Below are 23,183 nucleotides of genomic sequence, written 5' to 3'. Positions count from 1 at the left end.
CGCGCCGAACAAGGCGATGAAGACAGCGCCTCTATGCAGACGGCGCGCGCAGCAACCGTCCCGCCGCGGCGCGCGCTTCTTCGGTAATGGTCGCGCCGGCGAGCATGCGGGCGATCTCCTCGCGGCGCATGGTTTCGTCCAAAGCGGACACCCGTGTGGCCACGCGCTGACCCTTGGCCGCGCCTTCCTTGGCGATGAGGAAATGGCGCGAGGCCAACGCCGCCACCTGCGGCGCATGGGTGACGCAGAGCACCTGCACCGATGAAGCAAGCCGCTTGAGCCGCTTGCCGATAGCGTCGGCCACCGCGCCGCCGACGCCGGTGTCGATCTCGTCGAACACGAGAGTCGGCGCCGAGCCGCGATCGGCGATCACCACTTTCAAGGCGAGCAGGAAGCGCGCGAGCTCTCCGCCCGACGCCACCTTCACCATCGGCCCCGGCCGCGATCCCGGATTGGTCTGCACCCAGAATTCGATGCGCTCATAACCGTCAGGGCCACGCTGTGTTTTGTCGACGGCGACATTGGTGGTGAACGATGCGCGTTCGAGCTTCAGCGGCGGCAGCTCCGCGCGCACCGCCTTGTCGAGCTTCGCCGCCGCTTTCTTGCGCGCCTCGCTCAGCGCATCAGCGGCGTTGAGATAGGCGGCCTCGGCCTCCGCCATGGAGCGCTCCTGCGCGACAAGCGCGCGCTCGCCGGAATCGATCAGCTCGACATCGCCGCGGAATTTCTCGGCGCGCGCGGCAAGTTCGTCGGGCGCGCACTGATATTTGCGCGCGGCGGCGCGCAGCTCGAACAATCGTTCTTCGGAGAGCTCGAGTTCGCGCGGATCGAAATCGCAATCGCGCAGCGCACGTTCGAGCGTATCGCGCGCCTCTTCCAGCGCCTGCAAGGCGGCATCGAGCGCCTTCACCGAAGGAGTGATCAGTTCCGGCGCCTGCGTCGCGCGCCGCTCCAGCCTGCGCATCGATGCCGACAAATTCGGGATCGGCGAGCCCTGCCCGCCAACGGAGTCGACCGCTTCGGCGATCTCCTGCCGCACCTTCTCAGCCTGCATCATGGTCTGGCGCCGCGCGGCGAGCAGCGCTTCTTCGCCATGGATCGGCGCGAGCTTGTCGAGCTCTTGCACCGCATGACGCAGGAACTCCGCCTCGCGCCGCGCCACTTCGACGCTGGCGCGCTGCAATTCCAGCGCCTCGCGCGCATCGGCGAAATTCTTGTGCGCCTCGCGCACCTTGTCGCGCAGCGCGAGATGTCCGCCGAATTGATCGAGCAGCAGCCGGTGTGAAGAAGGATCGACCAGCGCGCGATCATCATGCTGGCCGTGCAATTCGACGAGCCCGGCGCTGATGGCGCGCAGCGCCTGCGCGCTGACCGGCTGATCATTCACGCTGGCGCGCGTGCGGCCATCGGCGAATTGCACGCGCTTCAGGATGAGATCGCCATCGATGACGACGTCATAAGCGGAGGCCGCCGCGCGCACGGGATGCTTCTCGCCAAGGTCGAAGACCGCGGTGACCTGTCCCTGCGACTGCCCCTGACGCACAAGCCCGCCATCGCCGCGCGCGCCGAGCGCCAGTGACAGTGAATCGAGCAGGATGGATTTGCCCGCGCCGGTTTCGCCGGTGAGCACGGACAGACCATCGCCGAAGGCGAGATCAAGCTTCTCGATAAGGACGATGTCGCGGATCGCGAGCTGGACGAGCATCGCGCCCCGCGATCAGTTCAGACCAACGACCGTGCGCGTGAAGCCGCGGAACGCCCGGCTGATCCAGGACTGCTGGTTCTCGCGCGGCTCGAGGCCGCCGCTCTGCAGCAGCTTGAAGGCGTCCTTGTACCAGGGACTGTCCGGGAAGTTATGGCCGAGAACGGCCGCGGCCGTCTGGGCCTCCTGCGCGATGCCGAGCGCCATATAGGCCTCGGTCAGCCGCATCAGCGCTTCCTCGACATGGCGCGTCGTCTGGTACTTCGCGACCACGTCGCGGAAACGGTTGATCGCCGCCGTGTACTGGCGCTTCTCGAGATAGAAGCGGCCGACGGTCATCTCCTTGCCGGCGAGCTGGTCGCGCACGACGCTCAGCTTGTAGCGCGCATCGGTGACATATTCCGAAGTGGGATAACGCTGCACGAGATCGGCAAGCGCCTGCGCCGCGAGCGCCGAGCGTTCCTGATCGCGGCCGATGTCGGGCACCTGGTTGTAGTAGGACATCGCGAGCAGATACTGCGCATAGGCCGCGTCAGGCGTATTGCCGTGCAGCGTCATGTAGCGCTTGGCCGCCGAAACCGCCTCCTCGTACTGCCCGCCTTCATAGTTGGCGAAGGCCTGCATCAGGATGGCGCGGCGCGCCCAGTCGGTCATCGGGTGCTGGCGGTCAACATTCTCGAACCGCTTCACCGCGCCGCTATAGTCGTTCTCCTTCAGGCGGGAGAGGCCTTCATTGTAGAGGCGCTCGGCCGGGACAATGGGGGTATTGTCGGTCTTGTAGCGTTCGGTGTTGTCGAACGGATTGAACGAAGCGATGCTGTCGCAGGCGGCGAGCGGCAGGGCGGCCAGCAGGGCGACGATCCAGGCGCGGCCCATGGCCCGCGCGCCAGCGCCCTGACGCTGTCCCGACCGAATCTCTGTTCTCGCCATTACGCTGTCACCCGGGAATGTTGCCTGCGCGCCGCGTTGTGCCGCCGAACCCATGCCGGCGCAAGTCCGTCGCGGGGCGACCTGCCGCCATTCGCCTGCAATGAAAAGCCAATGCGGCCGTTTCGCGGCCAAAGCGCGAGACGGCGCGAACTCAGTTGCGGTCGGCGGCGAAGACCGGCGAGGCCATGGCTGGCGTGAGATCGGCCGCCGAGGCCGCTGCAGCCGCCGGACGAGACGCGGCGGGCGCATCGACCAGAGCGTAGGCGTTGCGGTCGGCGAACAGGGCCTGAAGCATGAGGAAATTCATGCGATGGCCGCCGCGATAGGAGCGGAACTTGCCGATCATCGGCGCGCCGGCGAGCGCGAGATCGCCGATGGCGTCGAGGAGCTTGTGACGCACGAACTCGTCGGGATAGCGCAGGCCTTCCGGATTGACGACACGGGTTTCGTCGACCGCGACCGTGTTCTCCAGCGACGCGCCAAGCGCGAGATTGGCCTTCCACAGCCGCTCGACGTCGCTCAGCAGGCCGAAGGTGCGGGCCCGCGCCACTTCGCGGACGAAGACGCCGGAATCAAGCGTCACCGCGCGGCGCTGGCGGCCGATCGTCGGCAGCGGAAAATCGATTTCGACATCGAGCGAGAAGCCCTGCTCGGCCGGGCGCAACTCACAGAAAGAACGCTCGTGATCGACGCGAACCGGCTTCAAGACCTTGATATAGCGGCGCTTCGCGGACAGCGTCGCGACGCCGACCGACATGATCGCCTCGACGAAGGGCCAGGCGCTGCCATCCATGATCGGGATTTCAGGGCCGTCGACCTCGATGAAGACATTGTCGACGCCAAGGCCCATCAGGGCCGACATGAGATGCTCGATCGTCGACACGGCGCCGGTCGAGCGGTCGCCGATGACGGTGCAGAGTTCGGTGGCGCTGACATGGCGATGCGACGCTTCGATGAGACGGTCGCGGCCGCCGGCGAGCCCGGTGCGCTGGAAAATGACGCCGTGACCGGCTTCAGCAGGATGCAGAACAAGCTTCGCGGGAGCGCCCGAATGAACGCCGACGCCGGTCACCTCAACGCGACCTTTGATGGTCGTCTGCTTCAGACCCATTCTCGACCCACCCATTGACGACAAAAGACCTGCATCCCGTGGACCACGGGCGGCCGCTGTCGGTTCTGTTACGCTTGCCCTGCGAGGAGCGGATGCGCGCGCGATTCGGCTGCGCCACCCGTCTTGATTGCGCGCAAGCTAGCCCTCGGCTCCGCCTGCGCCAAATCACTGTTTCTTACGCTCTGTAACACATTTCAGCCATATGACGCGGCGCGATACAGGCCGTTAAAATATAAGCTTTACAAAAAGTTAGGCCCGGACGGGAGGTCCGGGCCGAAATATGGCGAAGCGGCTTTGTTTCAATTCGCCTGACGGCGGAGGAAAGCCGGAATCTCCAGCTGCTCCTCTTCCATGGAGCGCGCCGGAATCGGAGCGCGGCCATGCGAATCGAGCTGCCCCTGAGGCGCCCTCGGCTGGGCCGGCGCGATCGGCCGGCGGGCGTATTCATTATGGACGGGAAGCGGCGCAGCCGGCGCAGTCGCAGGCGGCGGCGGAGCAGCCTCGTCCTCCTTGCGGCCGAGGCCGACGGCGGCGAGCCGCTGCAGCAACGTCATGCGCTTCGATTCGACCGGCGAGGTCGGCGCAGCGGGAATCGCGACCGGACGTGCGGCTTCGATCTGGCGCTGGGCTGGCGCCGGCAGCTCCTCCATGCGCGGCATGCGCATCGGACGAATCACCGGATCCGGACGCGGCGGCGCGAAATCTTCGGCCGGAGCGAGATCGGCGGCGGCGAGCGCGGCGGCGACAGCCGGCTCGAAATCCATCGCCTGCGGCAGCGGCGCGGGCTCGATATAGGCGGCCGGCGGAAGCGCAGCTTCGACCGGAGCGGGCGCCGGAACGGGCGCATAGGCGATCGGCGCCGGAGCGGCTTCGACCGGAGCATGAACGCGGCGCGGCGGCGCTGCCGGACGCTGCGCGATCTCGGCGTGACGGGCGCGCGCCTCCATGGCGATGCGCTCCGCGACTTCGGCCAGACGACGCTCGGACGCCGAATGATCGGCGATCTGCTCGTCCGCCTTGTCGATGCCGGTCGCGACGACCGACACGCGAATGACGCCGTCGAGGCTGTCGTCGCGGGTCGCGCCGAAGATCACGTTCGCTTCCTCGTCGACTTCCTGACGGATGCGATTGGCCGCCTCGTCGATTTCGTAGAGCGTGAGATCGGCGCCGCCAGACACGGAGATGAGAAGGCCGCGAGCGCCCTTCATCGAGGTTTCATCGAGCAGCGGATTGGAGATGGCGGCTTCAGCGGCGGCCAGCGCGCGGCCTTCGCCGGTCGCCTCGCCCGTGCCCATCATCGCCTTGCCCATCTCGCGCATCACCGAGCGCACGTCGGCGAAGTCGAGATTGATCAGGCCTTCCTTGACCATGAGGTCGGTGACCGAGGCGACGCCGGAATAGAGCACCTGGTCGGCGAGCGCGAAGGCTTCGGCGAAGGTGGTCTTCTCGTTGGCGATGCGGAACAAATTCTGGTTCGGGATGACGATCAGCGTGTCGACATGCTTCTGCAGCTCGGTGATGCCGGCGTCCGCGATGCGCATGCGGCGCGTGCCCTCGAAGTGGAAGGGCTTCGTGACGACGCCGACGGTGAGGATGCCGAGATCGCGCGCCGCGCGCGCAACAACAGGCGCGGCGCCCGTGCCGGTGCCGCCGCCCATGCCGGCGGTGATGAACACCATATGCGCGCCGGCGAGCTGATCGCGGATTTCGTCGATCACCTCTTCAGCGGAGGCGCGGCCAATCTCGGGTTGCGCGCCGGCGCCCAACCCTTGCGTGACTTCAAGGCCCATCTGGATGCGACGCTCGACCTTCGACATGGCGAGCGCCTGCGCGTCCGTATTCGCGACGACGAAGTCGCAACCGACGAGGCCGCCTTCCACCATGTTGTTGACGGCGTTGCCGCCGGCGCCGCCGCAACCGAACACGGTGATGTGCGGCTTCAACTCGTGGATGCCAGGGGCCTGAAGATTGAGCGTCATGGTCTTCCTCTCATCTCGGAGCGGACTTCTGGTCCGCAGAATTACGCGTGAATGGCGCGATCGCTGATACGCTGCGTCGCTGCTAAAAGCTTTCCTTGAGCCACCGCGCGAACCGCGAGATGGCGCCGTCTGAACCTGTGGGACGCAACAATCCGCCGCTGCGCAGATCGATGCGATCGATGTCGGCGACCTGCGGATAGACCATCAGGCCGACGACGGTGGAGAACGCCGGACCCTTCGCGGCTTCCGGCAATCCCTTCACGCCAAGCGGCCGACCAACGCGCACCTGATTGTCGAGAATCTTGCGCGCGAGTTCGCTGAGGCCCGTGAGCTGGCTTGCGCCGCCAGTCAGCACGATGCGGCGACCGGCGCGCGCCGCGTGGCCCGCGCCGCGCAGACGGTCGCGCACCAGTTCGAGAATCTCCTCGATGCGCGGCCTGATGATGCGCGTGAGCTGGGCGCGCGGAATCTGCGCGTCGAGATCGCGGTCGCCTTCATCGACCTGCGGGATCGAGATGAGATCGCGCTCATCCGACAGCGCGCTCATGACGGAGCCGAACAAAGTCTTCACGCGCTCGGCGTCGGAGAGACGCGTCGAGAGGCCGCGCGCCACATCCATGGTGACGTGATGACCGCCGACGGCGACGCCGTCCACATGCGCGAGACGCCCGCGCTCGAACACGGAGAAAGTCGTGGTGCCTGCGCCCATGTCGATGACGATGGCGCCGATATCGGCTTCGTCATCGATCAGACTCGACAGGCCGGAGGCGTAAGGCGTCGCGACGACGGCCTCGACCTCCACATGGCAGCGCTCGACCGCCAGCATGAGGTTGCGCGCAGCGGTCAAATCGCTCGACACCACATGCAGCTCGCAGGAAAGCTTCGAGCCGACCATGCCGGTCGGGTCTTGCACGCCGGACGCGCCGTCGACGGCGAACGCGGTCGGCAGCGCATGCATGAGCGAGCGCTGGGGATGAGCGACATTGACCGCAGCGGCCGTGACCGCGCGATCGACATCGATGGGCGCAATCGGGCGGCCGCCGAGCGGCGTATCGCCGGCGTAGCGCGCTGAACCCAGACGGCCGCCGCTGAGATTGACGATCGCGGAATGAACCTCGACCTTCGCCATGCGTTCGGCGGCGTCGATGGCGTGGCGCAGCGCGCGCTCCGCCGATTCCAGATCGACGATGACGCCGCCCTTCACGCCAAGCGAGCGCTGATGGCCGACGCCGATCACGCGGCAGAGATGCGTGCGTCCGCGCATGCTTTCGCCGCGCGGCAAGGGCTCCAGCTCCGCGATGACGCAGATGATCTTGTTGGTGCCGATATCGATGACCGACAGCGTCGCGCTCTTGTTCGGCGGCACGCGCCGCATGCGCGGGGTCTGGGGCAGACGCGGAGATGTCATGCGTCGTTCCCCATCCATTTACCCATCTTCTTCTTCGCGGCTTCGAGGCGCGTCTCCGCCGGCTCGGCGGCGAGGCGCACGGTGATGCGATCGGGATCGCGCATGTCGATCGCGAGCACGTCGCGCTCGAGCAGGCGCTGCTCGCGCTGCGCCCTGGCGAGGCGCTTCATGGCGTCGGCGGCGTCGACCTCCGGCAGGCGCACGAGAATGCCGTTGGCGAGGGTGAGATTCCAGCGCCGCTCGCCGATGAGCGATCCCGCGCGGATGCGGCTGCGCAGCTCGGGCGCGACATCGAGCAGCGCGACGAAATCCTTGGCGCGCTTGTTGGCGCCTTCGCCCACCACCAGCGGCAGATCGACGAAGCGCGGATCGCGCATCTTCTCGGTCGGCGTGCCGTCGGACGCGATGACTTTCAACTCGCCGTCGCGCTGCCAGACCGCGTAGGCCTCGCGCTCGACGATGTCGATGACGAGATCGTTGGGATAGAGCTTGCGCACCGACGCGCTTTCGACGAGCGGCAGCGCAAGGATCTTGTCGCGGATCTGCGCGACGTCGAGGAACAGCAGCGACTGGCGGGAGTCGACGCCCGCCGCGGCGACGATCTCGCGCTCGTTGAGTTCGACCTGCCCGGAAATCGTGACGCGCTGCAGGCCGAAGCCGGCGATGCGGCCGGCGACATGATGAAAGTCGCCATAGGTCTGGCGTAGCGTCTGCAGGTGTCCGCCCTGGATGGCGCCGGCGAGCGCCACCATCGAAAACAATCCCGCGACCGACCATGCGCCGATGAAACGGGGAAGCTTGACGCCCCTGCGCCTCGGCCTGCGCGGCGGCAGCGGGCGCTGCACGACGGCAGGAACCGCGCCCCTGGTCATGGCCAGGGGCGGCGCTGTCATCGATCGCTGGAGGCGTCCTCCACCATCCATTGCACCAACTCGCCGAACGAAAGGCCTGCATGGGCCGCCAACTCAGGCACAAGGCTCGTCTCGGTCATGCCGGGCTGCGTGTTGACCTCCAGCCAGACGAGGGTGTCGGTCTCGTCGTCGTAACGGAAGTCTGAACGGCTGACGCCTCGGCACCCGATTGATTGATGCGCCGTTAACGCCAACTGTTGAATGCGCTGGTAAATATTTGGTGAAAGCTCGGCGGGACACACATGAAAAGAGCCGCCTTTTGCGTACTTTGCGTCATAATCGTAGAAGTCGCCGGTCGCCGCCTTGATCTCCGTGACGCCAAGCGCGCGATCGCCCATCACGGCGCAGGTGAGTTCCCGCCCGGCGATATATTCCTCGGCCAGCATGATCTCGCCGCAGGGCCAGTCCGGCCGCGACAACTCCTGCGGCGGATGGCTGCGCTCCTTGCGCACCAGGATGACGCCGACGGACGAGCCTTCGTTAACGGGTTTTAACACATAAGGCGGCGGCAGAACGTGGCGCTTCGCCGCCTCGAATCGCGAGACGGTCACGCCCTTCGCGACGGGGACGCCGGCGGCCGCGGCGACGATCTTGGCCTTGTCCTTCTGGATCGCCAGCGACGAGGCAAGCACGCCGGAATGGGTGTAGGGGATTTGCAGGATTTCGAGGATGCCCTGGATCGTGCCGTCCTCGCCGAAGCGGCCATGGAGCGCGTTGAAGGCGACGTCGGGTTTGAGTTCGATCAATCGCTGCGCCACGTCGCGCCCGACTTCGAGACGCGTGACGCGATAGCCGACGCTTTCAAGCGCGGCGGCGCAGGCCGCGCCGGAGCGCAACGACACCTCGCGCTCGACCGACCATCCGCCCATGAGAACCGCGACGTGTTTTGGCGTCATGACCATCTCCTCGACGCTTCAGGATCACGCACCAAACCTGACGCCGTCATTCCGGGGCGCGCGGAACGCGCGAGCCCGGAACCCAGTTTGAAAATTCAACCGTTATCCTGCGAACCAACTCGCTCTGACTGACTCGTAGATCAAAGAAGCATTCACTAGGTTCCGGGCTCGGCCCTTCGGGCCGCCCCGGAATGACGCAGTTTTTTGAGATCGCGCTCACTATGAGTGTTGCGCTTTGCCAATCCGCTTGATCTCCCACTCAAGCTCGACGCCTGAATGCTCCTTCACGCGGCGACGCACCTCTTCGCCGAGATTCTCTATATCGGTCGCGGTCGCGTCGCCGGTGTTGATGAGGAAGTTGCAATGCATCTCGCTCATCATGGCGCCGCCGACGCGCAAACCGCGGCAACCCGCAGCGTCGATGACTTTCCACGCGCTATTCCCGGGTGGATTCTTGAAGGTCGAACCGCCCGTCTTCTCGCGGATCGGCTGCGCCTTCTCGCGATGCTCCTGCACCGCGGCCATGCGCGCGCGGATCGCAGCGATGTCGTCAGGCTTTCCCCGGAAGACCGCGTTGGTGAAAATCACATCCGCTGGCGCTGACGATTTGCGATAGGAGAAACCCATCTCCTCGTTGGAATAAACGACGAGTTCGCCGTCGCGCCTGACGCCCGTCGCAAGCGAAAGGATGTCTTTCGTCTCGCCGCCATTGGCGCCGGCGTTCATGCGCAGCGCGCCGCCGACGGAGCCCGGAATGCCTGACAAGAATTCGAGGCCGCCAATCCCCGCTTCCGCCGCCGCTTCCGCAACCCGCTTGTCGAGGGCAGCCGAACCCGCCTCGATCTGGTCCTTCGCCACCTTGCGGATTTGGCCGAAGCCGCGCGGAGACAGGCGGATCACCACGCCCTTCACGCCGCCATCGCGCACGATGAGATTCGAACCGACGCCGACGACCGCGACATCGATCGCGCCTTCGAGATTCGAGAGAAAGTAAGAGAGATCTTCCTCATCCGCCGGCGTAAACAGAACCTGCGCTGCGCCGCCGGCGCGGAACCATGTCAGCTCCGCCATCGACTGGTTCGCGATCATGCGCCCGCGCAGCTTCGGCATGCGCGCCGCGAGATCAGGTGTGATGTCGGGGAAGGTCATGTGGGCATATCGCGAATGAAAAGCCCCTCACCCGTCGTCGCTTCGCTCCGCCACCCTCTCCCCGCGAGCGGGGAGAGGGAAAGCGGCGTCGAGCGCCAGCGAGACGACGCAGGGTGAGGGGGAATTTCAGGATAGAGCGCGATCATCACGCCGCCAGCTCGCCCGGCAGCGCATAGGCCCATTGCGTGATCGTGCCGGCGCCGAGGCAGATAACGTAATCGCCCGGTTTCACGATTTCGCGCACCATGCCCGCGAGCTTGTCAGGCGACGGCAGCGCTTCGACATGGCGATGGCCGTGCGCCTTGATCGCGGCGACCAGCGCATCACGATCGACGCCCGGAATCGGCTGCTCGCCCGCGGCGTAAACAGGCGCGATGATGACGCTGTCCGCATCATTGAAGCAGGTGGCGAAATCATTGAACAGCGAGGACAGCCGCGTATAGCGATGCGGCTGCATCACCGCGACCACATTGCCCTTCGTCGAGGCGCGCGCCGCGCGCAACACCGCTGCGATCTCCACGGGATGATGGCCGTAATCGTCGAACACGGTGACGCCATTCCATTCGCCCGTGCGCGTGAAACGCCGCTTGACGCCGCCGAACGACGCCAGCGCCTTGCGGATCGCATCAACAGGCATGCCGAGCTCATAGGCGACCGCGATCGCCGCCGTCGCATTGAGCGCATTGTGATGGCCGGGCATCGGCATCATGAGATCATTGAGCTCGACAATCTTGCCGAGCTTGCGGTCGCGAATGGTGACGCGGAATTTCGAGACGCCGCCGGAGAGATCGACGTCGGATAAACGCGCGTCCGCCTGCGGATTCTCGCCATAGGTGATGACGCGGCGATCCTCGATCTTGCCGACCAGCTCCTGCACGGTCGGATGATCGAGGCACATCACCGCAAAGCCGTAGAAGGGCAGATTCTCGATGAAGGCGCGGAACGCGTCCTTGATCGCATCGAACGTCTTGAAGTGATCGAGATGTTCAGGATCGATGTTCGTGACGATCGCCACCGTCGTCGGCAGTTTCAGGAAGGTGCCGTCGGATTCATCAGCCTCGACCACCATCCATTCGCCGCCGCCAAGCCGCGCATTGGTGCCGAGCGCATTGATGATGCCGCCATTGACGATCGTCGGATCAAAGCCGCCGCTGTCGAGCAATGTCGCGACGAGAGATGTCGTCGTCGTCTTGCCATGGGTGCCGGCGATCGACACGGTTTTCTTGAAGCGCATCAGCTCCGCGAGCATTTCCGCCCGCCGCACAACGGGAATGCGCTTCTCGCGCGCCAGCGCCAATTCAGGATTGTCGCGCTTGATCGCAGTCGACACGACCACCACTTCAGCCTGTCCGAGATTCTCCGCCTTGTGGCCGACGAAGCACATCACACCCTTGCTCCGCAGGCGATCGAGATTGGCGCCATCCGACGCGTCCGAGCCCTGCACCTTGTAGCCGAGATTGGCGAGCACCTCCGCGATGCCCGACATGCCGATGCCGCCGATGCCGATGAAATGAATGGCGCCAAGCTGGCGGGGCAATTGCATGGATCAGGACTCCTTGAATTCAGCGAGGCGCGCAACGCGCCCGACAAGCGCGGCGAGCCGCGCCGCCGCATCCGGAATGCCGGCGCTTTTCGCGGCGGCGGCCGCGCTCGTCAACCAGGCGGGATCATTCATCAGCTGTTCGATCTCCTGCGTCAGGCGGCGCGGAATGAATTCGCTTTGCGGCAACAGCTTCGCCGCGCCGATTTTCATCAGCGTCTCGGCGTTCGCCGCCTGATCCTGATCGATGGCCCCTGGCAGCGGCACAAGGATCGAAGGCCGGCCAATGACGCCGAGCTCCGCCACGGTTGACGCGCCGGAGCGCGAAATGACGAGATGGCTTTCCGCCATGCGCGCGGGAAGATCGGAGAAGAAAGGTTCAACGACAGCCTCGATGCCGCTGTCCTCATAGCGGTGGCGCACGCGCTCGACATCTTCGAGACGCGCCTGCTGCACCACGCGCAACCTCGCGCGCATCTCCGGTGGAAGCGCCGACAAGGCCGCCGGCGCCACGTCGCTCATCACGCGCGCGCCCTGCGAGCCGCCGAACACAAGCACCCGCAAAACGCCTTCGGTCGCAGCCCATCGAAACGGCGTCGCCGCAGCCGCGATGACCGCTGCGCGCACGGGATTGCCGACATGGGTCGCCTTGTCCGCGAGCTTCCCTTCGACGCCGCGCACCTCGGCGAATCCCGTCGCGATCGCCGTCGCGCGCCCGGCGAGGAATTTGTTGGCGCGGCCCATCACGCCATTCTGCTCATGCAGGATCGTCGTCACGCCAAGCATCGATCCCGCAAGCATCGGCGGCACGGTGGGATAGCCGCCGAAGCCGACGATCGCATCAGGGCGAGTCTTTCCGATCATGCCGCGCGCCGCGAGCACGCCGCGCCCCAGCGTGAAGAGCGCGCCGAGCTTTTTCAGCGGCGATCCGCCTGAAGGCGTCGCCGCCGGCAACGGATGAATGCGCCGCGCCGGAAATTCCTTGGCGTAATTCGCCGCCCGCTCGTCCGTCGCAAGCTCGATCGCGACGCCCCGCGCGGCGAGCTCCGTCGCCAACGCCTGCGCCGGAAAGAGATGGCCGCCGGTTCCGCCGGCGGCGAGCAGGACGAGCGAAGGCGCGCTCACGCCGGCGCCCTGTGCAGGAAGGTTGCGCCCATTGGCGCGTCGATCTCGGCGCGCGGTCGTCGTCGCGTCGAGGCCAGCAGGAAGCCCATGCCGAGCGCGAGCGAGAGAAGCGACGAGCCGCCATAGGAAATGAAAGGCAGCGTCATGCCCTTTGGCGGAATGAGGTGCAGATTGACCGACATGTTGATCGCCGCCTGCAGGCCGAACAGCATGGTCAGCCCCGCCGCCGCGAAGCGGCAGAACGGGTCTTCATTGCGTCGCGCCATCCACAGCGCGCGCGCGACGATGATCGCGAACAAGGCGACGAGCGCGAGACACACTGCGATGCCGAACTCTTCGCCGGTGACCGCGAACAGAAAGTCCGTGTGGCTGTCGGGCAGAATTCTTTTGATGGTGCCTTCGCCCGGACCTTTGCCGAACCAGCTCCCCGACACGAAGCTGTCGACCGCGGTGTCGACCTGGAACGTATCGCCGCCCGCATTCGCCTTGTCGAGAAAGCGGTTCACGCGTGCGGTGACGTGCGGAAAGAAGAAATAGGCGAGCACGAGGCCGCCGGCGCCGGCGCCGCCGAGCCCGAACACCCAGAACATGTGCAGGCCAGCGAGATAGAACAAAGCCGCCCACACCATCGAGAGCAGCATCGTCTGGCCAATGTCGGGCTGCATCACGAGCGGCGCGATCGTCATCGGCAGCAGCAGCACGCCGAGCACGGCGCCGGGCATTTCAGGACGCCGCGCGCCTTCCGAAAAAGCCCAGGCGGCAAGAATAACGAAGGCCGGCTTCACGAATTCGGAAGGCTGGATGTTTTGACCGAAGAGCACGATCCAACGCCGCGCGCCTTTCACTTCGGCGCCGAAGAACAGGGTCGCGACGACGAGCGCCATGAACACGACATAGATCAGCAGCGCAGTGCGCCTGATATGCCGCGGCGAAAGAAACGATGTCGCAAGCATCACCATGCCCGCGGCGAACAGCCACAGCATCTGGCGATGCACGAAATGGAATGGCGACAGTCCCAATCGCTCCGCGACCGGCGGTCCGCCGCCCATGAGGAACACGACGCCCGCGAGCATCAGCACGATCAGACAGGCGAGCGTGAGACGATCGACCGTCCACCACCAGTCGGCGAAGAGAGAGCGTTCCGTCCGCGATGGCATCACCGTCTCCTTAGAGCCGCGCGCGCCTGGGCGCAAAGCCCGGCAACTCATTGACGAGCGATCGAAAATGATCGCCGCGCACTTCGAAATTCGGATATTGATCGTAGGACGCGCAGGCCGGCGACAACAGCACCACCGGCTCCTTCGCTTTTGAATTCGCGACGTCGCGCGCGGCGCTCGCGACCGCGACATCGAGCGTTTCCGAACGCTCGAAAGGCGCGGCGCCATCGAGCGTCGCCGCGAATTCATCGCTCGCCGCGCCAATGAGATAGGCTTTCGCGATTCTGCCGAAATAAGGCTTCAGCGGCGTGATGCCGCCTTCCTTCGATTTGCCGCCAAGAATCCAGAAGACGCCGTTATCGAAGGACGACAAGGCTTTTTCCGTGGAGTCGGCGTTGGTCGCCTTGGAATCGTTGACGAAGATCGCAGGCCCGAGGCTGCCGATTTCTTCGAGCCGGTGCGGCAATCCGGGAAAGCTTGCGAGACCCGCCGCAATGCTTTTCGCGGAGAGGCCGCAGGCAAGCAACGCCGCAGCCGCAGCCGCCGCATTCTGCCCGTTATGCGCGCCGCGCAGCGAACGCACGGCGGAGAGGTCGGCGATCTTCTCGACCTGCCCGCCATGTCCGCGCCAGATCGCGGAGTTGCGGAAGAAAACATCGGCGCCCTGCGCGGCTGATATCCGTGTCAGTCCGCTTGGCTGCAGGCGCGCGGCGATGTCGCGACAAAACTCATCATCGATGCCGACCACCTGAAGATGCGCCCGCTTCACAAGCCGCTCCTTGATCGCGGCGTAGTCAGCGATCGTTCCATGACGGTCGAGATGATCTGGCGTGACGTTGAGCAGTACGCCGACTGACGCATCGAGCGATGGCGCGAGATCGATCTGGAACGATGAACATTCGATGACATGGAAACGGTCAAGCGCAGGCGGCTGAAGCGACAGGATCGCCGTGCCGATATTGCCGCCAATCTGCGCGTCTTTTCCAGCCTCGCGCAGGATATGCGCGATGAGCGCCGTGGTGGTCGATTTGCCGTTGGTGCCTGTGATGGCGATGAAAGGCGCATCGGGCGCGATCGCGCGCCGCTCACGGCAGAACAGTTCGATGTCGCCGATGATCTCGACCTTGTTGGCGCGCGCAAGCTCCACCGTCCAGTGCGTGAACGGCTTGCCGTCCTTGTGGGTCAGCGGCACGCCGGGCGCGAGGATCAGCGATGAAACCTCGCTCCATGCGATCTCGCGCAAATCGGCGATCTCGATGTCTTCGCTGCGCGCCTTTTCCATCTGGGCTGCGCTGTCGTCGCAGGCGATGACGCGCGCGCCACCGGCCTTCAACGCGCGCGCGGTCGCAAGCCCCGAGCCTCCGAGGCCGAAGAGAGCGACTGTCTGTCCGCGCGCGTGAGTGACAGGCGTCATCCGCTCACCTGAGCTTCAGCGTGGAGAGCGCGGCGAGCGCCAGAATGACCGAGATGATCCAGAAGCGGATCACCACCTGCGGCTCGGTCCAGCCCTTCTTCTCGAAATGGTGATGGATCGGCGCCATCAGAAATACGCGCCGTCCGGTGCGCTTGTAGACCGCGACCTGGATGATCACGGACAGCGCCTCGACGACGAACAGGCCGCCGACGATGACGAGCACGATCTCATGCTTGGTCGCGACCGCGATTGAGCCGAGGAGTCCGCCAAGCGCGAGCGAGCCTGTGTCGCCCATGAAAATCTGCGCCGGCGGCGCGTTGAACCAGAGAAATCCGAGACCCGCTCCGATCACAGCGCCGCAGACGACCGCGAGTTCGCCGGCGCCAGGCACGAAATTGATCTGGAGATAATTGGCGAAGATCGCATTGCCCGCGAGATAGCAGATGAATCCGAACGTTGCTGCCGAGATCATCACGGGCACGATCGCAAGCCCGTCGAGACCGTCGGTCAGATTGACCGAGTTACCCGCCGCCACGATCACAAACGCGCCGAACACGACGAAGAACCAGCCGAGATCGAACAGGAAGTCTTTGAGAAATGGCACCGCAAGCTTCGTCGCCAGCGCCGGCGCGCCGGTTTTCGCGATGGCGAAACAGGCCACGCCCGCGATCAGCGCCTCGATCGCAAGTCGCGCCTTGCCTGAAAAGCCCTTATGGGATTGCTTTGTGACCTTGAGATAATCGTCATAGAATCCGATCGCGCCGAAGCCGATCGTGACAAGCATCACGACCCAGATATAGCCGCTGCGCGGATTGGCCCAGAGCAGCGTCGAAATGACGAGACCCGACAGGATCATCAGGCCGCCCATCGTCGGCGTACCTTTCTTGAGGAGATGCGATTGCGGCCCGTCCTCACGGATCGGCTGGCCCTTGCCCTGCTTCAACCGCAGCATCAAGATCATCGTCGGGCCGAGCAAAAAAACGAACAGCATCGCCGTCACCGTCGCGCCCGCGGTGCGGAAGGTGATGTAACGAAAGACGTTCAGCGGCTGAAAATACGCACTGAACTCGGCAAGAAAGGTCAGCATCCCAAAACTATCCCTTGTTCGCTGCGCCTGATGCGGCGAAGCGCGCGCGGATCGCTTTGACCACCGGGCCCATTCGGCTGCCGAGCGAACCTTTCACCGTGACGACGTCGCCAGCCGTGATCGCATCGAGAACGATCGGCTGCAGCGCGCCTGAATCCGCGGCATAGGCGCCACGTTTCTCCTGCGGGAGCGCATCCCACAATTCATGCATCATCGGCCCGCACGCGAAGACGAGATCAATCCTGTTCGCTGCAACCGCGTCGGACAATTCGCGATGAAAAATCTTCGCACCATCGCCCAATTCGAGCATATCGCCCATCACAGCGATGCGCCGGCCGGACGCGCCAGGCTTCACGCGACCGAGATTTTCAAGCGCCGCGCGCATCGAGGCGGGATTGGCGTTGTAGCTCTCATCGATCAGCGTGAAAGAGCGACCGTTGATGGCGAGCGTTTCACGCGCGCCGCGTCCCGATGGCGGCGGCACTTCACCGAGCGCGCGCGCGGCGGCGGCGACGTCGGCGCCAACGGCGCGCACGGCTGCGAGAACAGCAAGACTGTTCAGCGCGACATGCTTGCCCGGATTCTTCAAGGAATAGCTCATAGCTTCGCCAAAGATGACGGCTTCGACTTCGGAGCCATCCGCATGGAGATCGGCGCGAAGCAGTCGCGCATCCGCCGTCTTCGCGTCGCCGAAGGTGACAATGCGCGCGCCGGCGCGGCGCGCATGAGCGATGAGCCGCTCCGTCTGCGCGATGTCGCCATTGATGATGGCTGCGCCATCAGGCTCGAGGCCAGAAAAGATTTCGCCCTTGGCGTCCGCGATCTGATCGATGGATTCGAAAAAAGCGAGATGCACGGGCGCGATGGTGGTGACGATGGCCACATGCGGGCGCACCATCGCCGTCAGCGGCGTGATCTCGCCGACATGGTTCATGCCGATCTCGAACACGCCGAAGACGGCGCTCGCGTTCATGCGCGCGAGCGTCAGCGGCACGCCCCAATGATTGTTGAAGGAGGCGACGGAGAAATGCGTCTCCGCCTGTTTGCCCAGCACGGTTGCGAGCGCTTCCTTCACGCCGGTCTTGCCCGCTGATCCCGTCACCGCGACGATCTTCGCGTTGCTGCGCGCGCGCGCCGCGCGGCCGAGCAACTCAAGCTCCTTGAGCGCATCTGTGACAACAAAGAGAGGCGCGGCGTCGCCAAGCGACGCGAGTTTTTCTTCGCTCACCAGCGCCGCTGCGGCGCCTGCCTTCAGCGCCGCGGCGACGAAATCGTGCCCGTCATGTACGTCGCCCTTGATCGCGACATAGAGTTCGCCCGGCTTGACCGTGCGCGAGTCGATTGAGACGCCAGTCACATCGGCAGGACTGGCGCCAACGATGCGCGCGCCCGTCGCTTGCGCAATCTCTTCGCCTGTCCACAACGCCTGGCTCATGCGCCCAACTCCCGGAGCGCCGCACGAACAACCTCGTGATCAGAGAAAGGCAGGACGCGGTCGCCGATGATTTGGCCGGTCTCATGCCCCTTTCCCGCGATCAACACAACATCGCCGGCGCTCATGTCCGCGACCGCCGCGTGGATGGCTTCGGCGCGGTCGCCGATCTCGATCGCGCCTGGCGCCGCAGCGAGAACCTGACGACGGATTTCGGCCGGCTCCTCACTGCGCGGATTATCATCGGTCACGATCACGCGGTCGGCCTTCTCTACAGCAATTGAGCCCATCAATGGCCGCTTGCCGCGATCGCGATCACCGCCGCAACCGAACACGACGACGAGCCTGCCGCTCGCGAAGGGACGCAAAGCGCCGAGCACGGTCGCGAGCGCATCCGGCTTGTGCGAATAATCCACGAGCGCGACGCCGCCGCGCGCTTCGCCGATGGTTTCGAGACGACCGGGAACGCCGCGCAAGCTGTCGAACGCCGCGAATACGCGATCAGCGCTCGCGCCAACGGAAAGCGCCAGCCCCGCCGCCGTCAGCGCATTCGAAACCTGGAATTCGCCGATGAGAGGAAGGCGCGCTTCGAACGTTCGTCCGGCATGTTCGATCGCCAACGCCTGCGCGAAGCCCTCGCGACGCGCGGAGACGAGACGAATATCCTTGCCCGCACGACCAACCGTGACGATGCGCAATCCTCGTGCGCGCGCCGTGCGTTCGACATCACCCGCGCGATCGCCGTCCCTGTTGATCATCGCGACGCCATCGGCGGGCAGAAGCGTCGTGAACAGTCTCAGCTTCGCCACGAGATAATCTTCGACAGTCGGATGATAATCGAGATGATCGCGGCCGAGATTGGTGAAAGCGGCGCTCTTCAGCTTCACGCCGTCGAGACGCTTCTGGTCGAGCCCGTGCGAGGACGCCTCCATCGCGAGATGCGTGACGCCCTCGCCCGCGAGCGAGTCGAGCGTCTTATGCAATGTCACGGGATCAGGCGTCGTGAGCGAGCCATAGCTTGTCCCGTCGCTTTTGATGACGCCGAGCGTTCCCACGCTTGCGGAGATTTTTCCGTCGGCCGCGAAGATCTGGCGCGCGAAATCGGCGACGGACGTCTTGCCGCTCGTGCCGGTCACCGCGACGATCGTTTCGGGCTGGCGTGGATGCAGAGCGGCCGCAGCGCGCGACAAGGCCGCGCGCGTATCAGCGACGCGAATGATGGGCGCGGACTCAGCAATTGCAGCGGCGCTTTCGCTTTCCGTCAGCACTGCGGATGCGCCGCGCGCGATCGCATCGTGAATGAATTGCGAACCATCCGCCTTCACGCCGGGAATGGCGACGAACAGAAAGCCAGCCTTCACCTTGCGGCTGTCCGCAGTCACCTCGGCGATGTCGACGTCAGCTTGGCGAGGAGGAACGTCCGGAATGAGCGCGGCGAGCTTCATTGGATCGCCTTCCATCCGTGATGATGGTCGAGGCGGAGATGGTAGGCCACATGCCGCGTGACAGCGAGTTCGGCCGCTTCTGCGGCGCGATGCATGCGGCGCGCCGACGCCGCGCCATAGGCGGCGACGAAAACAAGCGCTGCGAGAATGACGGTTCTCATGAGATGATCGGCGCTCAAGCCGCCACGATCCTTTGGCGTCTTGTCGGAAGACAACAGCGAAAACAAGTTGCGGCGCGACATGATCACCTCGCCGTCGGCGTGCGCCCGGCGCCTGGTTTCGGCGCCGTGATCGAGCCGGTCATATCACGCGGGGTAGCCGTCGGCGCGGCGAGCCCCAAGAGATCGAGCTTCTTGCCGAGTTCATCGCCCTTGTCGGACTTCATCGGCAATTCCGCGATCGTGCCGATCTGATGCGACTGCAATTGCTGGAGATCGGGGAATTGTTTGGCGAGCTCCTGCACGCGCTCGGGCCGATTGAGAAGCTGCCACTCCGCGCGCAGGATCGCGATGGCGTCCTTCTCGCGCTGCACCTTGTGCTTCAGTTTCACGAGCTGCTCGGAGCGCAGCGTCGTGTCGTACTTGATCGAGTACGCATAGAGCGCCGACGATAGCAACGCGCCGATCGCCGCGACATGGAACAAACGCAGGATCATGCGCGCCTCGTTTCGCCGCGCTGCGGCAAAGCCGCGAGCGCCATGATGTCGCTGTCTTCGCCACGCGCGGCTGCGTCCGTCCGCTCCGCTGCGCGCAGGCGCGCCGAGCGCGCGCGCGGATTGGCGGCAATTTCGGAGTCGGATGGTTCAATCGGCTTGCGCGTCGTCAGCATGAAGGTCGGCGTTTCCGCCAGCGGTTCGCCGGGCAATCGCCGCGACGCGGATTCGCCGCGGCCGGAACGGACGCTGAGAAACTGCTTCACGATGCGGTCTTCAAGCGAATGGAAGCTGACGATCGCAAGCTTGCCGCCGGGCTTCAGAATGCGCTCGGCCGCATGCAATGCGCGCGCGAGTTCGCCGAGCTCGTCATTCACCGCGATGCGCAGCGCCTGGAATGAGCGCGTCGCGGGATGGATCATGTTCGGACGCGGCCGCTCGATCGTCGCAATGAGATCGGCGAGTTGTTTCGTCGTCGTCACCGGCGATGAATTGCGGCGCGCGACGATGGCGCGCGCGATGGCGCGCGAGCGGCGCTCCTCGCCATAGTGATAGAGAATGTCGGCGATTTGGGCTTCGTCATCCTCGGCGAGGATGTCGGCGGCGGAGCGGCCTTGGCTCTCCATGCGCATGTCGAGCGGCGCGTCGTGACGGAAGGAGAAGCCGCGCTGCGCTTCGTCGAACTGCATCGATGACACGCCGACATCGAGCGCGACGCCGTCGATCGCATCAAAGCCATGCTCTCTCGCGATCTCGTCGAGATCGCCGAAGCGGCCCTTCACGAGAATGAGCCGGCCCTGCGCTTCGGCGACGAGCGAAGCGCCGTCGCGGATCGCATCGGGATCGCGATCGATCGCGATCACGCGCGCGTCGGGCGAGGCTGCAAGGATGGCGCGCGTATATCCGCCTGCGCCGAAGGTGCCGTCGAGATAGACGCCGCCGGATTTGACGCCGAGCGCCTTCACCGACTCCTCCCGGAGCACGGGAACGTGACGAACCGGTCCACCTGCGGCGACGGAGCCCGGCTCCGCGCCGCGGTCCGTCATCGATCCCGCGCTCCGGAGGGGGAGCGCGAGCCAAGCTCGCGCCGGAACGCCCGCACCTTCTCCGTGGCCTCGGATCGGTGCGCGGCGAAACGCTGGGGCTCCCAGATCTGGAACTTGTGTCCGAGGCCGACGAAGGTCGCCTCGTCCTTGATGAAGGCTGACGTCTTCAGGCGCTCGGGGAGCTGCACGCGGCCCTCGCCATCCATCTTCACCTGCTCGCTCTCTCCATGCAGCGCGGTCGAGAAGACCTCCCACGCATCGGAGAAGGGATCGTATTGGGAGAGAAGAGCTTCGATCTCGTGGATCAGGGCGTGGCCGCCCGCGTCCAGAGCCGGCCGGTCGAGCGAGGGATGCAGATAGATCCCCTCGTACCCATCCTTGGCCAGAACGGCGCGGAAAGAAGCTGGAATAGACACCCGACCCTTCGCGTCGAGGCGCATCGTCACATGGGACACGAAGAGATCCATGCCCTGAGACGCCACGCCACTCCAACAAGCCGCTCACAACGGACGGGAGCCCCCCGCTCGCCGTCGGCTCATGCATCCCGAACGCGAAAGACGCGAGCGACCACGATCCGACAGAGCCGGACGCGCGTGGGCGGCGTTCATTCCTGGGCGGGATGATTTGGGATATCATGGGATAATTTGGGCGTCAATAAAACGTTCATACTTCCCGGCGCGAGTCGACAGGGCCCGCGGCGCAACCGCAAAGCTCTCCCGGATCAGAATCCTTTAGGGTTAATGAAGGGTTGAGAGCGGCGCCAACATGGCGCGCCAGCGGCCAAAACGGCCCTTACGATGCTTGTGAGGCGGCGTTGGCGACGCTGTCCCGAGGCGCCTTCCGCTCCGTCGGCGCGCGCGACCGGGATGGCGACGGACGCAGCGCTTTGACGAGCGCGACGCCGAAGCCGGCCGCCATCACCCACCAGCCGGGCCGGATGACATAGGAGAAGTCGAGGTTCGCCTGGAGCACGGCGAAGGCCGGCACGCCGGTCGCGAGCCCGTACCACGCGCTCTCGATCAGCATCGTGCCGACGCCGCCGACAATAGCCGCAGCCGCCAGCGACAGCACGCCATAGGCCACGCCGAAGCGGCGCATCAGCCGATAGATGAAGAGCAGCAGAAACAGCCCGCTCATGAGCACGGCCTGATCGACATTGATTTTCGACTGGATGAAGTAGTGCGCCAGCGCGAGGAACACGATGGGGTAGATGAGTTGGTGCAGGCGATGCCAGGCCGCGCCCATGCGGCTGATCATCTTGTCGGTCGAGGTCAGGCCGAGCGCGATGAGGCCAGCGAGCGCGATGAAGCCGATGGTGAGATAGAAGCGGAGTATGATCTCCCAGATCACCTTCGGAATGTCGTAGGCTTCCTGCACGACATAAAGCGTCAGGTGGACGAGGACGTAGGCGAGCGCGGCGAGGCCGAGCATGCGCCTGACGAGAAAGAGTTTCGGCCAATTGCCGATGAAGCGGAACGGCGTCACGGCGAGCGTCAGCGCCAGAAACCTCACCGTCCAGTCGCCGAACTGATGCAGCGCCTCGGTGACCGGCTTCGGCCCGAGCATCGACAGCGCGCCCTGTAGCGCGATCCATCCCGCCGGCAGAAAAAGCCCGATGAAGACGATCGTCTTCAAGGGCGACAGCCGCCCGGCGCGATCAAGCCAGGGCCAGGGAAACGGGCGGGATTTCGAAAGCGGTTGAGCTGACATCACGCTGCGGATAGCGCGCCATCGCGCGACTGGCTGCAAAACTCAGATGCACATTGCCGTGAGCGCAAGGCGATGGCGAGCGCCTTGAAAAGCGAAAGCCGCGCGTCGCCGCGCGGCCTTCCAAACCATTCGCGCCCTCGAAAGGAACGCGAGGAAGCGATCAATAGCGCGGAGCGCAGACGTCGCGGCCATAGCGGTCGCGGACCAGCAGATAGCCATCCGGGCACGCCGCCGTCGCCGCGCCGAGCACACCGCCGGCCGCCGCGCCGATCAGGCCGCCAACCACCGCGCCGCCGGCCCGGCCGGTCGCAAGACCGCCGATCGCTGCGCCGGTCGCGCCGCCCAGGATCGCGCCGCCCGCAGCCCGCTCGCTCGGCGTGTTGCACGCCGCCACGGAGAGCCCCACGAGCGCGACGGAGGCGAGGGTGACAAGTTTCTTCATGGAACTCCCCAGGAGGTTGACGACGCCAAGCAGACTCCTGACGCCGG

At 65.3% G+C, this 23,183-nt stretch carries 21 protein-coding genes; all 21 read right to left on the bottom strand.

Features of this window, described 5'->3' with window-relative positions; genetic code table 11:
• Window positions 1–31: 31 nt before the first annotated feature.
• On the bottom strand, window positions 32–1,705 hold the full coding sequence (gene recN, locus L8F45_RS02510; protein WP_342361311.1) for a DNA repair protein RecN: 1,674 nt from the start codon (window positions 1,703–1,705) through the stop codon (window positions 32–34).
• 12 nt (window positions 1,706–1,717) lie between these two features.
• Window positions 1,718–2,578, bottom strand: a complete 861-nt coding sequence (locus tag L8F45_RS02505; protein ID WP_425330006.1) for an outer membrane protein assembly factor BamD — start codon at window positions 2,576–2,578, stop codon at window positions 1,718–1,720.
• A gap of 205 nt (window positions 2,579–2,783) precedes the next feature.
• Window positions 2,784–3,743 (bottom strand): UDP-3-O-acyl-N-acetylglucosamine deacetylase, encoded by a 960-nt coding sequence (lpxC, locus tag L8F45_RS02500; protein WP_342361309.1) that lies wholly within the window; start codon window positions 3,741–3,743, stop codon window positions 2,784–2,786.
• Window positions 3,744–4,042: 299 nt separating this feature from the next.
• On the bottom strand, window positions 4,043–5,722 hold the full coding sequence (gene ftsZ / locus L8F45_RS02495) for a cell division protein FtsZ (RefSeq protein WP_342361308.1): 1,680 nt from the start codon (window positions 5,720–5,722) through the stop codon (window positions 4,043–4,045).
• Between the two features lie 82 nt (window positions 5,723–5,804).
• Window positions 5,805–7,130 (bottom strand): cell division protein FtsA, encoded by a 1,326-nt coding sequence (gene ftsA, locus L8F45_RS02490; protein WP_342361307.1) that lies wholly within the window; start codon window positions 7,128–7,130, stop codon window positions 5,805–5,807.
• Window positions 7,127–8,023 (bottom strand): cell division protein FtsQ/DivIB, encoded by an 897-nt coding sequence (locus L8F45_RS02485; RefSeq protein ID WP_342361306.1) that lies wholly within the window; start codon window positions 8,021–8,023, stop codon window positions 7,127–7,129. The genes ftsA and L8F45_RS02485 overlap by 4 nt, the downstream gene beginning before the upstream one ends.
• On the bottom strand, window positions 8,020–8,937 hold the full coding sequence (locus L8F45_RS02480) for a D-alanine--D-alanine ligase (RefSeq protein ID WP_342361305.1): 918 nt from the start codon (window positions 8,935–8,937) through the stop codon (window positions 8,020–8,022). Before L8F45_RS02480 ends, L8F45_RS02485 begins: the two co-directional genes overlap by 4 nt.
• 219 nt (window positions 8,938–9,156) lie before the next feature.
• Window positions 9,157–10,086, bottom strand: coding sequence for a UDP-N-acetylmuramate dehydrogenase (murB, locus tag L8F45_RS02475; protein WP_342361304.1), 930 nt, complete (start codon window positions 10,084–10,086; stop codon window positions 9,157–9,159).
• A gap of 145 nt (window positions 10,087–10,231) precedes the next feature.
• Entirely contained in the window at window positions 10,232–11,629 is a 1,398-nt protein-coding gene (gene murC, locus L8F45_RS02470; protein ID WP_342361303.1) for a UDP-N-acetylmuramate--L-alanine ligase, read from the bottom strand.
• Between the two features lie 3 nt (window positions 11,630–11,632).
• Complete coding sequence (gene murG / locus L8F45_RS02465; protein WP_342361302.1) at window positions 11,633–12,751, bottom strand: undecaprenyldiphospho-muramoylpentapeptide beta-N-acetylglucosaminyltransferase; 1,119 nt, start codon at window positions 12,749–12,751, stop codon at window positions 11,633–11,635.
• The gene (locus tag L8F45_RS02460) at window positions 12,748–13,908 is read right to left on the bottom strand and encodes an FtsW/RodA/SpoVE family cell cycle protein (protein ID WP_342361301.1); all 1,161 of its coding nucleotides are present in this window, start codon (window positions 13,906–13,908) and stop codon (window positions 12,748–12,750) included. Before L8F45_RS02460 ends, murG begins: the two co-directional genes overlap by 4 nt.
• 10 nt (window positions 13,909–13,918) lie before the next feature.
• Window positions 13,919–15,322, bottom strand: coding sequence for a UDP-N-acetylmuramoyl-L-alanine--D-glutamate ligase (murD, locus tag L8F45_RS02455; RefSeq protein ID WP_342361300.1), 1,404 nt, complete (start codon window positions 15,320–15,322; stop codon window positions 13,919–13,921).
• Between the two features lie 4 nt (window positions 15,323–15,326).
• Entirely contained in the window at window positions 15,327–16,409 is a 1,083-nt protein-coding gene (gene mraY / locus L8F45_RS02450) for a phospho-N-acetylmuramoyl-pentapeptide-transferase (RefSeq protein WP_342361299.1), read from the bottom strand.
• 7 nt (window positions 16,410–16,416) lie between these two features.
• Window positions 16,417–17,844, bottom strand: coding sequence for a UDP-N-acetylmuramoylalanyl-D-glutamyl-2,6-diaminopimelate--D-alanyl-D-alanine ligase (locus L8F45_RS02445; RefSeq protein WP_342361298.1), 1,428 nt, complete (start codon window positions 17,842–17,844; stop codon window positions 16,417–16,419).
• Window positions 17,841–19,286 carry a UDP-N-acetylmuramoyl-L-alanyl-D-glutamate--2,6-diaminopimelate ligase gene (locus L8F45_RS02440; RefSeq protein WP_342361297.1) on the bottom strand — a complete coding sequence of 482 codons (1,446 nt, stop codon included), beginning with the start codon at window positions 19,284–19,286 and terminating at the stop codon, window positions 17,841–17,843. The genes L8F45_RS02445 and L8F45_RS02440 overlap by 4 nt, the downstream gene beginning before the upstream one ends.
• On the bottom strand, window positions 19,283–19,528 hold the full coding sequence (locus tag L8F45_RS02435; RefSeq protein ID WP_342361296.1) for a hypothetical protein: 246 nt from the start codon (window positions 19,526–19,528) through the stop codon (window positions 19,283–19,285). Before L8F45_RS02435 ends, L8F45_RS02440 begins: the two co-directional genes overlap by 4 nt.
• 2 nt (window positions 19,529–19,530) lie before the next feature.
• Window positions 19,531–19,941: a cell division protein FtsL gene (ftsL, locus tag L8F45_RS02430; protein ID WP_342361295.1), complete on the bottom strand. Its 411-nt coding sequence runs from the start codon at window positions 19,939–19,941 to the stop codon at window positions 19,531–19,533.
• A complete protein-coding gene (gene rsmH / locus L8F45_RS02425; protein ID WP_342361294.1) occupies window positions 19,938–20,984 on the bottom strand; it encodes a 16S rRNA (cytosine(1402)-N(4))-methyltransferase RsmH in 1,047 nt (348 codons plus the stop codon). Before rsmH ends, ftsL begins: the two co-directional genes overlap by 4 nt.
• On the bottom strand, window positions 20,981–21,451 hold the full coding sequence (locus L8F45_RS02420; RefSeq protein ID WP_342363347.1) for a division/cell wall cluster transcriptional repressor MraZ: 471 nt from the start codon (window positions 21,449–21,451) through the stop codon (window positions 20,981–20,983). The genes rsmH and L8F45_RS02420 overlap by 4 nt, the downstream gene beginning before the upstream one ends.
• 325 nt (window positions 21,452–21,776) lie before the next feature.
• A complete protein-coding gene (locus L8F45_RS02415) occupies window positions 21,777–22,694 on the bottom strand; it encodes a protein-methionine-sulfoxide reductase heme-binding subunit MsrQ (RefSeq protein ID WP_342361293.1) in 918 nt (305 codons plus the stop codon).
• Between the two features lie 160 nt (window positions 22,695–22,854).
• Window positions 22,855–23,136, bottom strand: a complete 282-nt coding sequence (locus tag L8F45_RS02410) for a hypothetical protein (RefSeq protein ID WP_342361292.1) — start codon at window positions 23,134–23,136, stop codon at window positions 22,855–22,857.
• Window positions 23,137–23,183: the final 47 nt, after the last annotated feature.

It is taken from the genome of Terrirubrum flagellatum (genome assembly GCF_022059845.1).
In the GTDB taxonomy this organism is placed as follows: domain Bacteria; phylum Pseudomonadota; class Alphaproteobacteria; order Rhizobiales; family Beijerinckiaceae; genus Terrirubrum; species Terrirubrum flagellatum.
The sequence above is the reverse complement of the archived record's forward strand: the minus strand, read 5'-3'. Positions and strand labels throughout refer to the sequence as shown.

Coding starts and splice junctions, on each gene's coding strand:
- murC (WP_342361303.1), bottom strand. CDS start 11,629: ATGCAATTGCCCCGCCAGCTTGGCGCCATTCATTTCATCGGCATCGGC.
- murD (WP_342361300.1), bottom strand. CDS start 15,322: ATGACGCCTGTCACTCACGCGCGCGGACAGACAGTCGCTCTCTTCGGC.
- L8F45_RS02460 (WP_342361301.1), bottom strand. CDS start 13,908: ATGCCATCGCGGACGGAACGCTCTCTCTTCGCCGACTGGTGGTGGACG.
- lpxC (WP_342361309.1), bottom strand. CDS start 3,743: ATGGGTCTGAAGCAGACGACCATCAAAGGTCGCGTTGAGGTGACCGGC.
- L8F45_RS02415 (WP_342361293.1), bottom strand. CDS start 22,694: ATGTCAGCTCAACCGCTTTCGAAATCCCGCCCGTTTCCCTGGCCCTGG.
- murB (WP_342361304.1), bottom strand. CDS start 10,086: ATGACCTTCCCCGACATCACACCTGATCTCGCGGCGCGCATGCCGAAG.
- L8F45_RS02505 (WP_425330006.1), bottom strand. CDS start 2,578: ATGGGCCGCGCCTGGATCGTCGCCCTGCTGGCCGCCCTGCCGCTCGCC.
- L8F45_RS02410 (WP_342361292.1), bottom strand. CDS start 23,136: ATGAAGAAACTTGTCACCCTCGCCTCCGTCGCGCTCGTGGGGCTCTCC.
- ftsA (WP_342361307.1), bottom strand. CDS start 7,130: ATGACATCTCCGCGTCTGCCCCAGACCCCGCGCATGCGGCGCGTGCCG.
- rsmH (WP_342361294.1), bottom strand. CDS start 20,984: ATGACGGACCGCGGCGCGGAGCCGGGCTCCGTCGCCGCAGGTGGACCG.
- L8F45_RS02485 (WP_342361306.1), bottom strand. CDS start 8,023: ATGACAGCGCCGCCCCTGGCCATGACCAGGGGCGCGGTTCCTGCCGTC.
- L8F45_RS02480 (WP_342361305.1), bottom strand. CDS start 8,937: ATGACGCCAAAACACGTCGCGGTTCTCATGGGCGGATGGTCGGTCGAG.
- L8F45_RS02420 (WP_342363347.1), bottom strand. CDS start 21,451: ATGGATCTCTTCGTGTCCCATGTGACGATGCGCCTCGACGCGAAGGGT.
- L8F45_RS02440 (WP_342361297.1), bottom strand. CDS start 19,286: ATGAAGCTCGCCGCGCTCATTCCGGACGTTCCTCCTCGCCAAGCTGAC.
- mraY (WP_342361299.1), bottom strand. CDS start 16,409: ATGCTGACCTTTCTTGCCGAGTTCAGTGCGTATTTTCAGCCGCTGAAC.
- ftsL (WP_342361295.1), bottom strand. CDS start 19,941: ATGATCCTGCGTTTGTTCCATGTCGCGGCGATCGGCGCGTTGCTATCG.
- L8F45_RS02435 (WP_342361296.1), bottom strand. CDS start 19,528: ATGTCGCGCCGCAACTTGTTTTCGCTGTTGTCTTCCGACAAGACGCCA.
- recN (WP_342361311.1), bottom strand. CDS start 1,705: ATGCTCGTCCAGCTCGCGATCCGCGACATCGTCCTTATCGAGAAGCTT.
- L8F45_RS02445 (WP_342361298.1), bottom strand. CDS start 17,844: ATGAGCCAGGCGTTGTGGACAGGCGAAGAGATTGCGCAAGCGACGGGC.
- ftsZ (WP_342361308.1), bottom strand. CDS start 5,722: ATGACGCTCAATCTTCAGGCCCCTGGCATCCACGAGTTGAAGCCGCAC.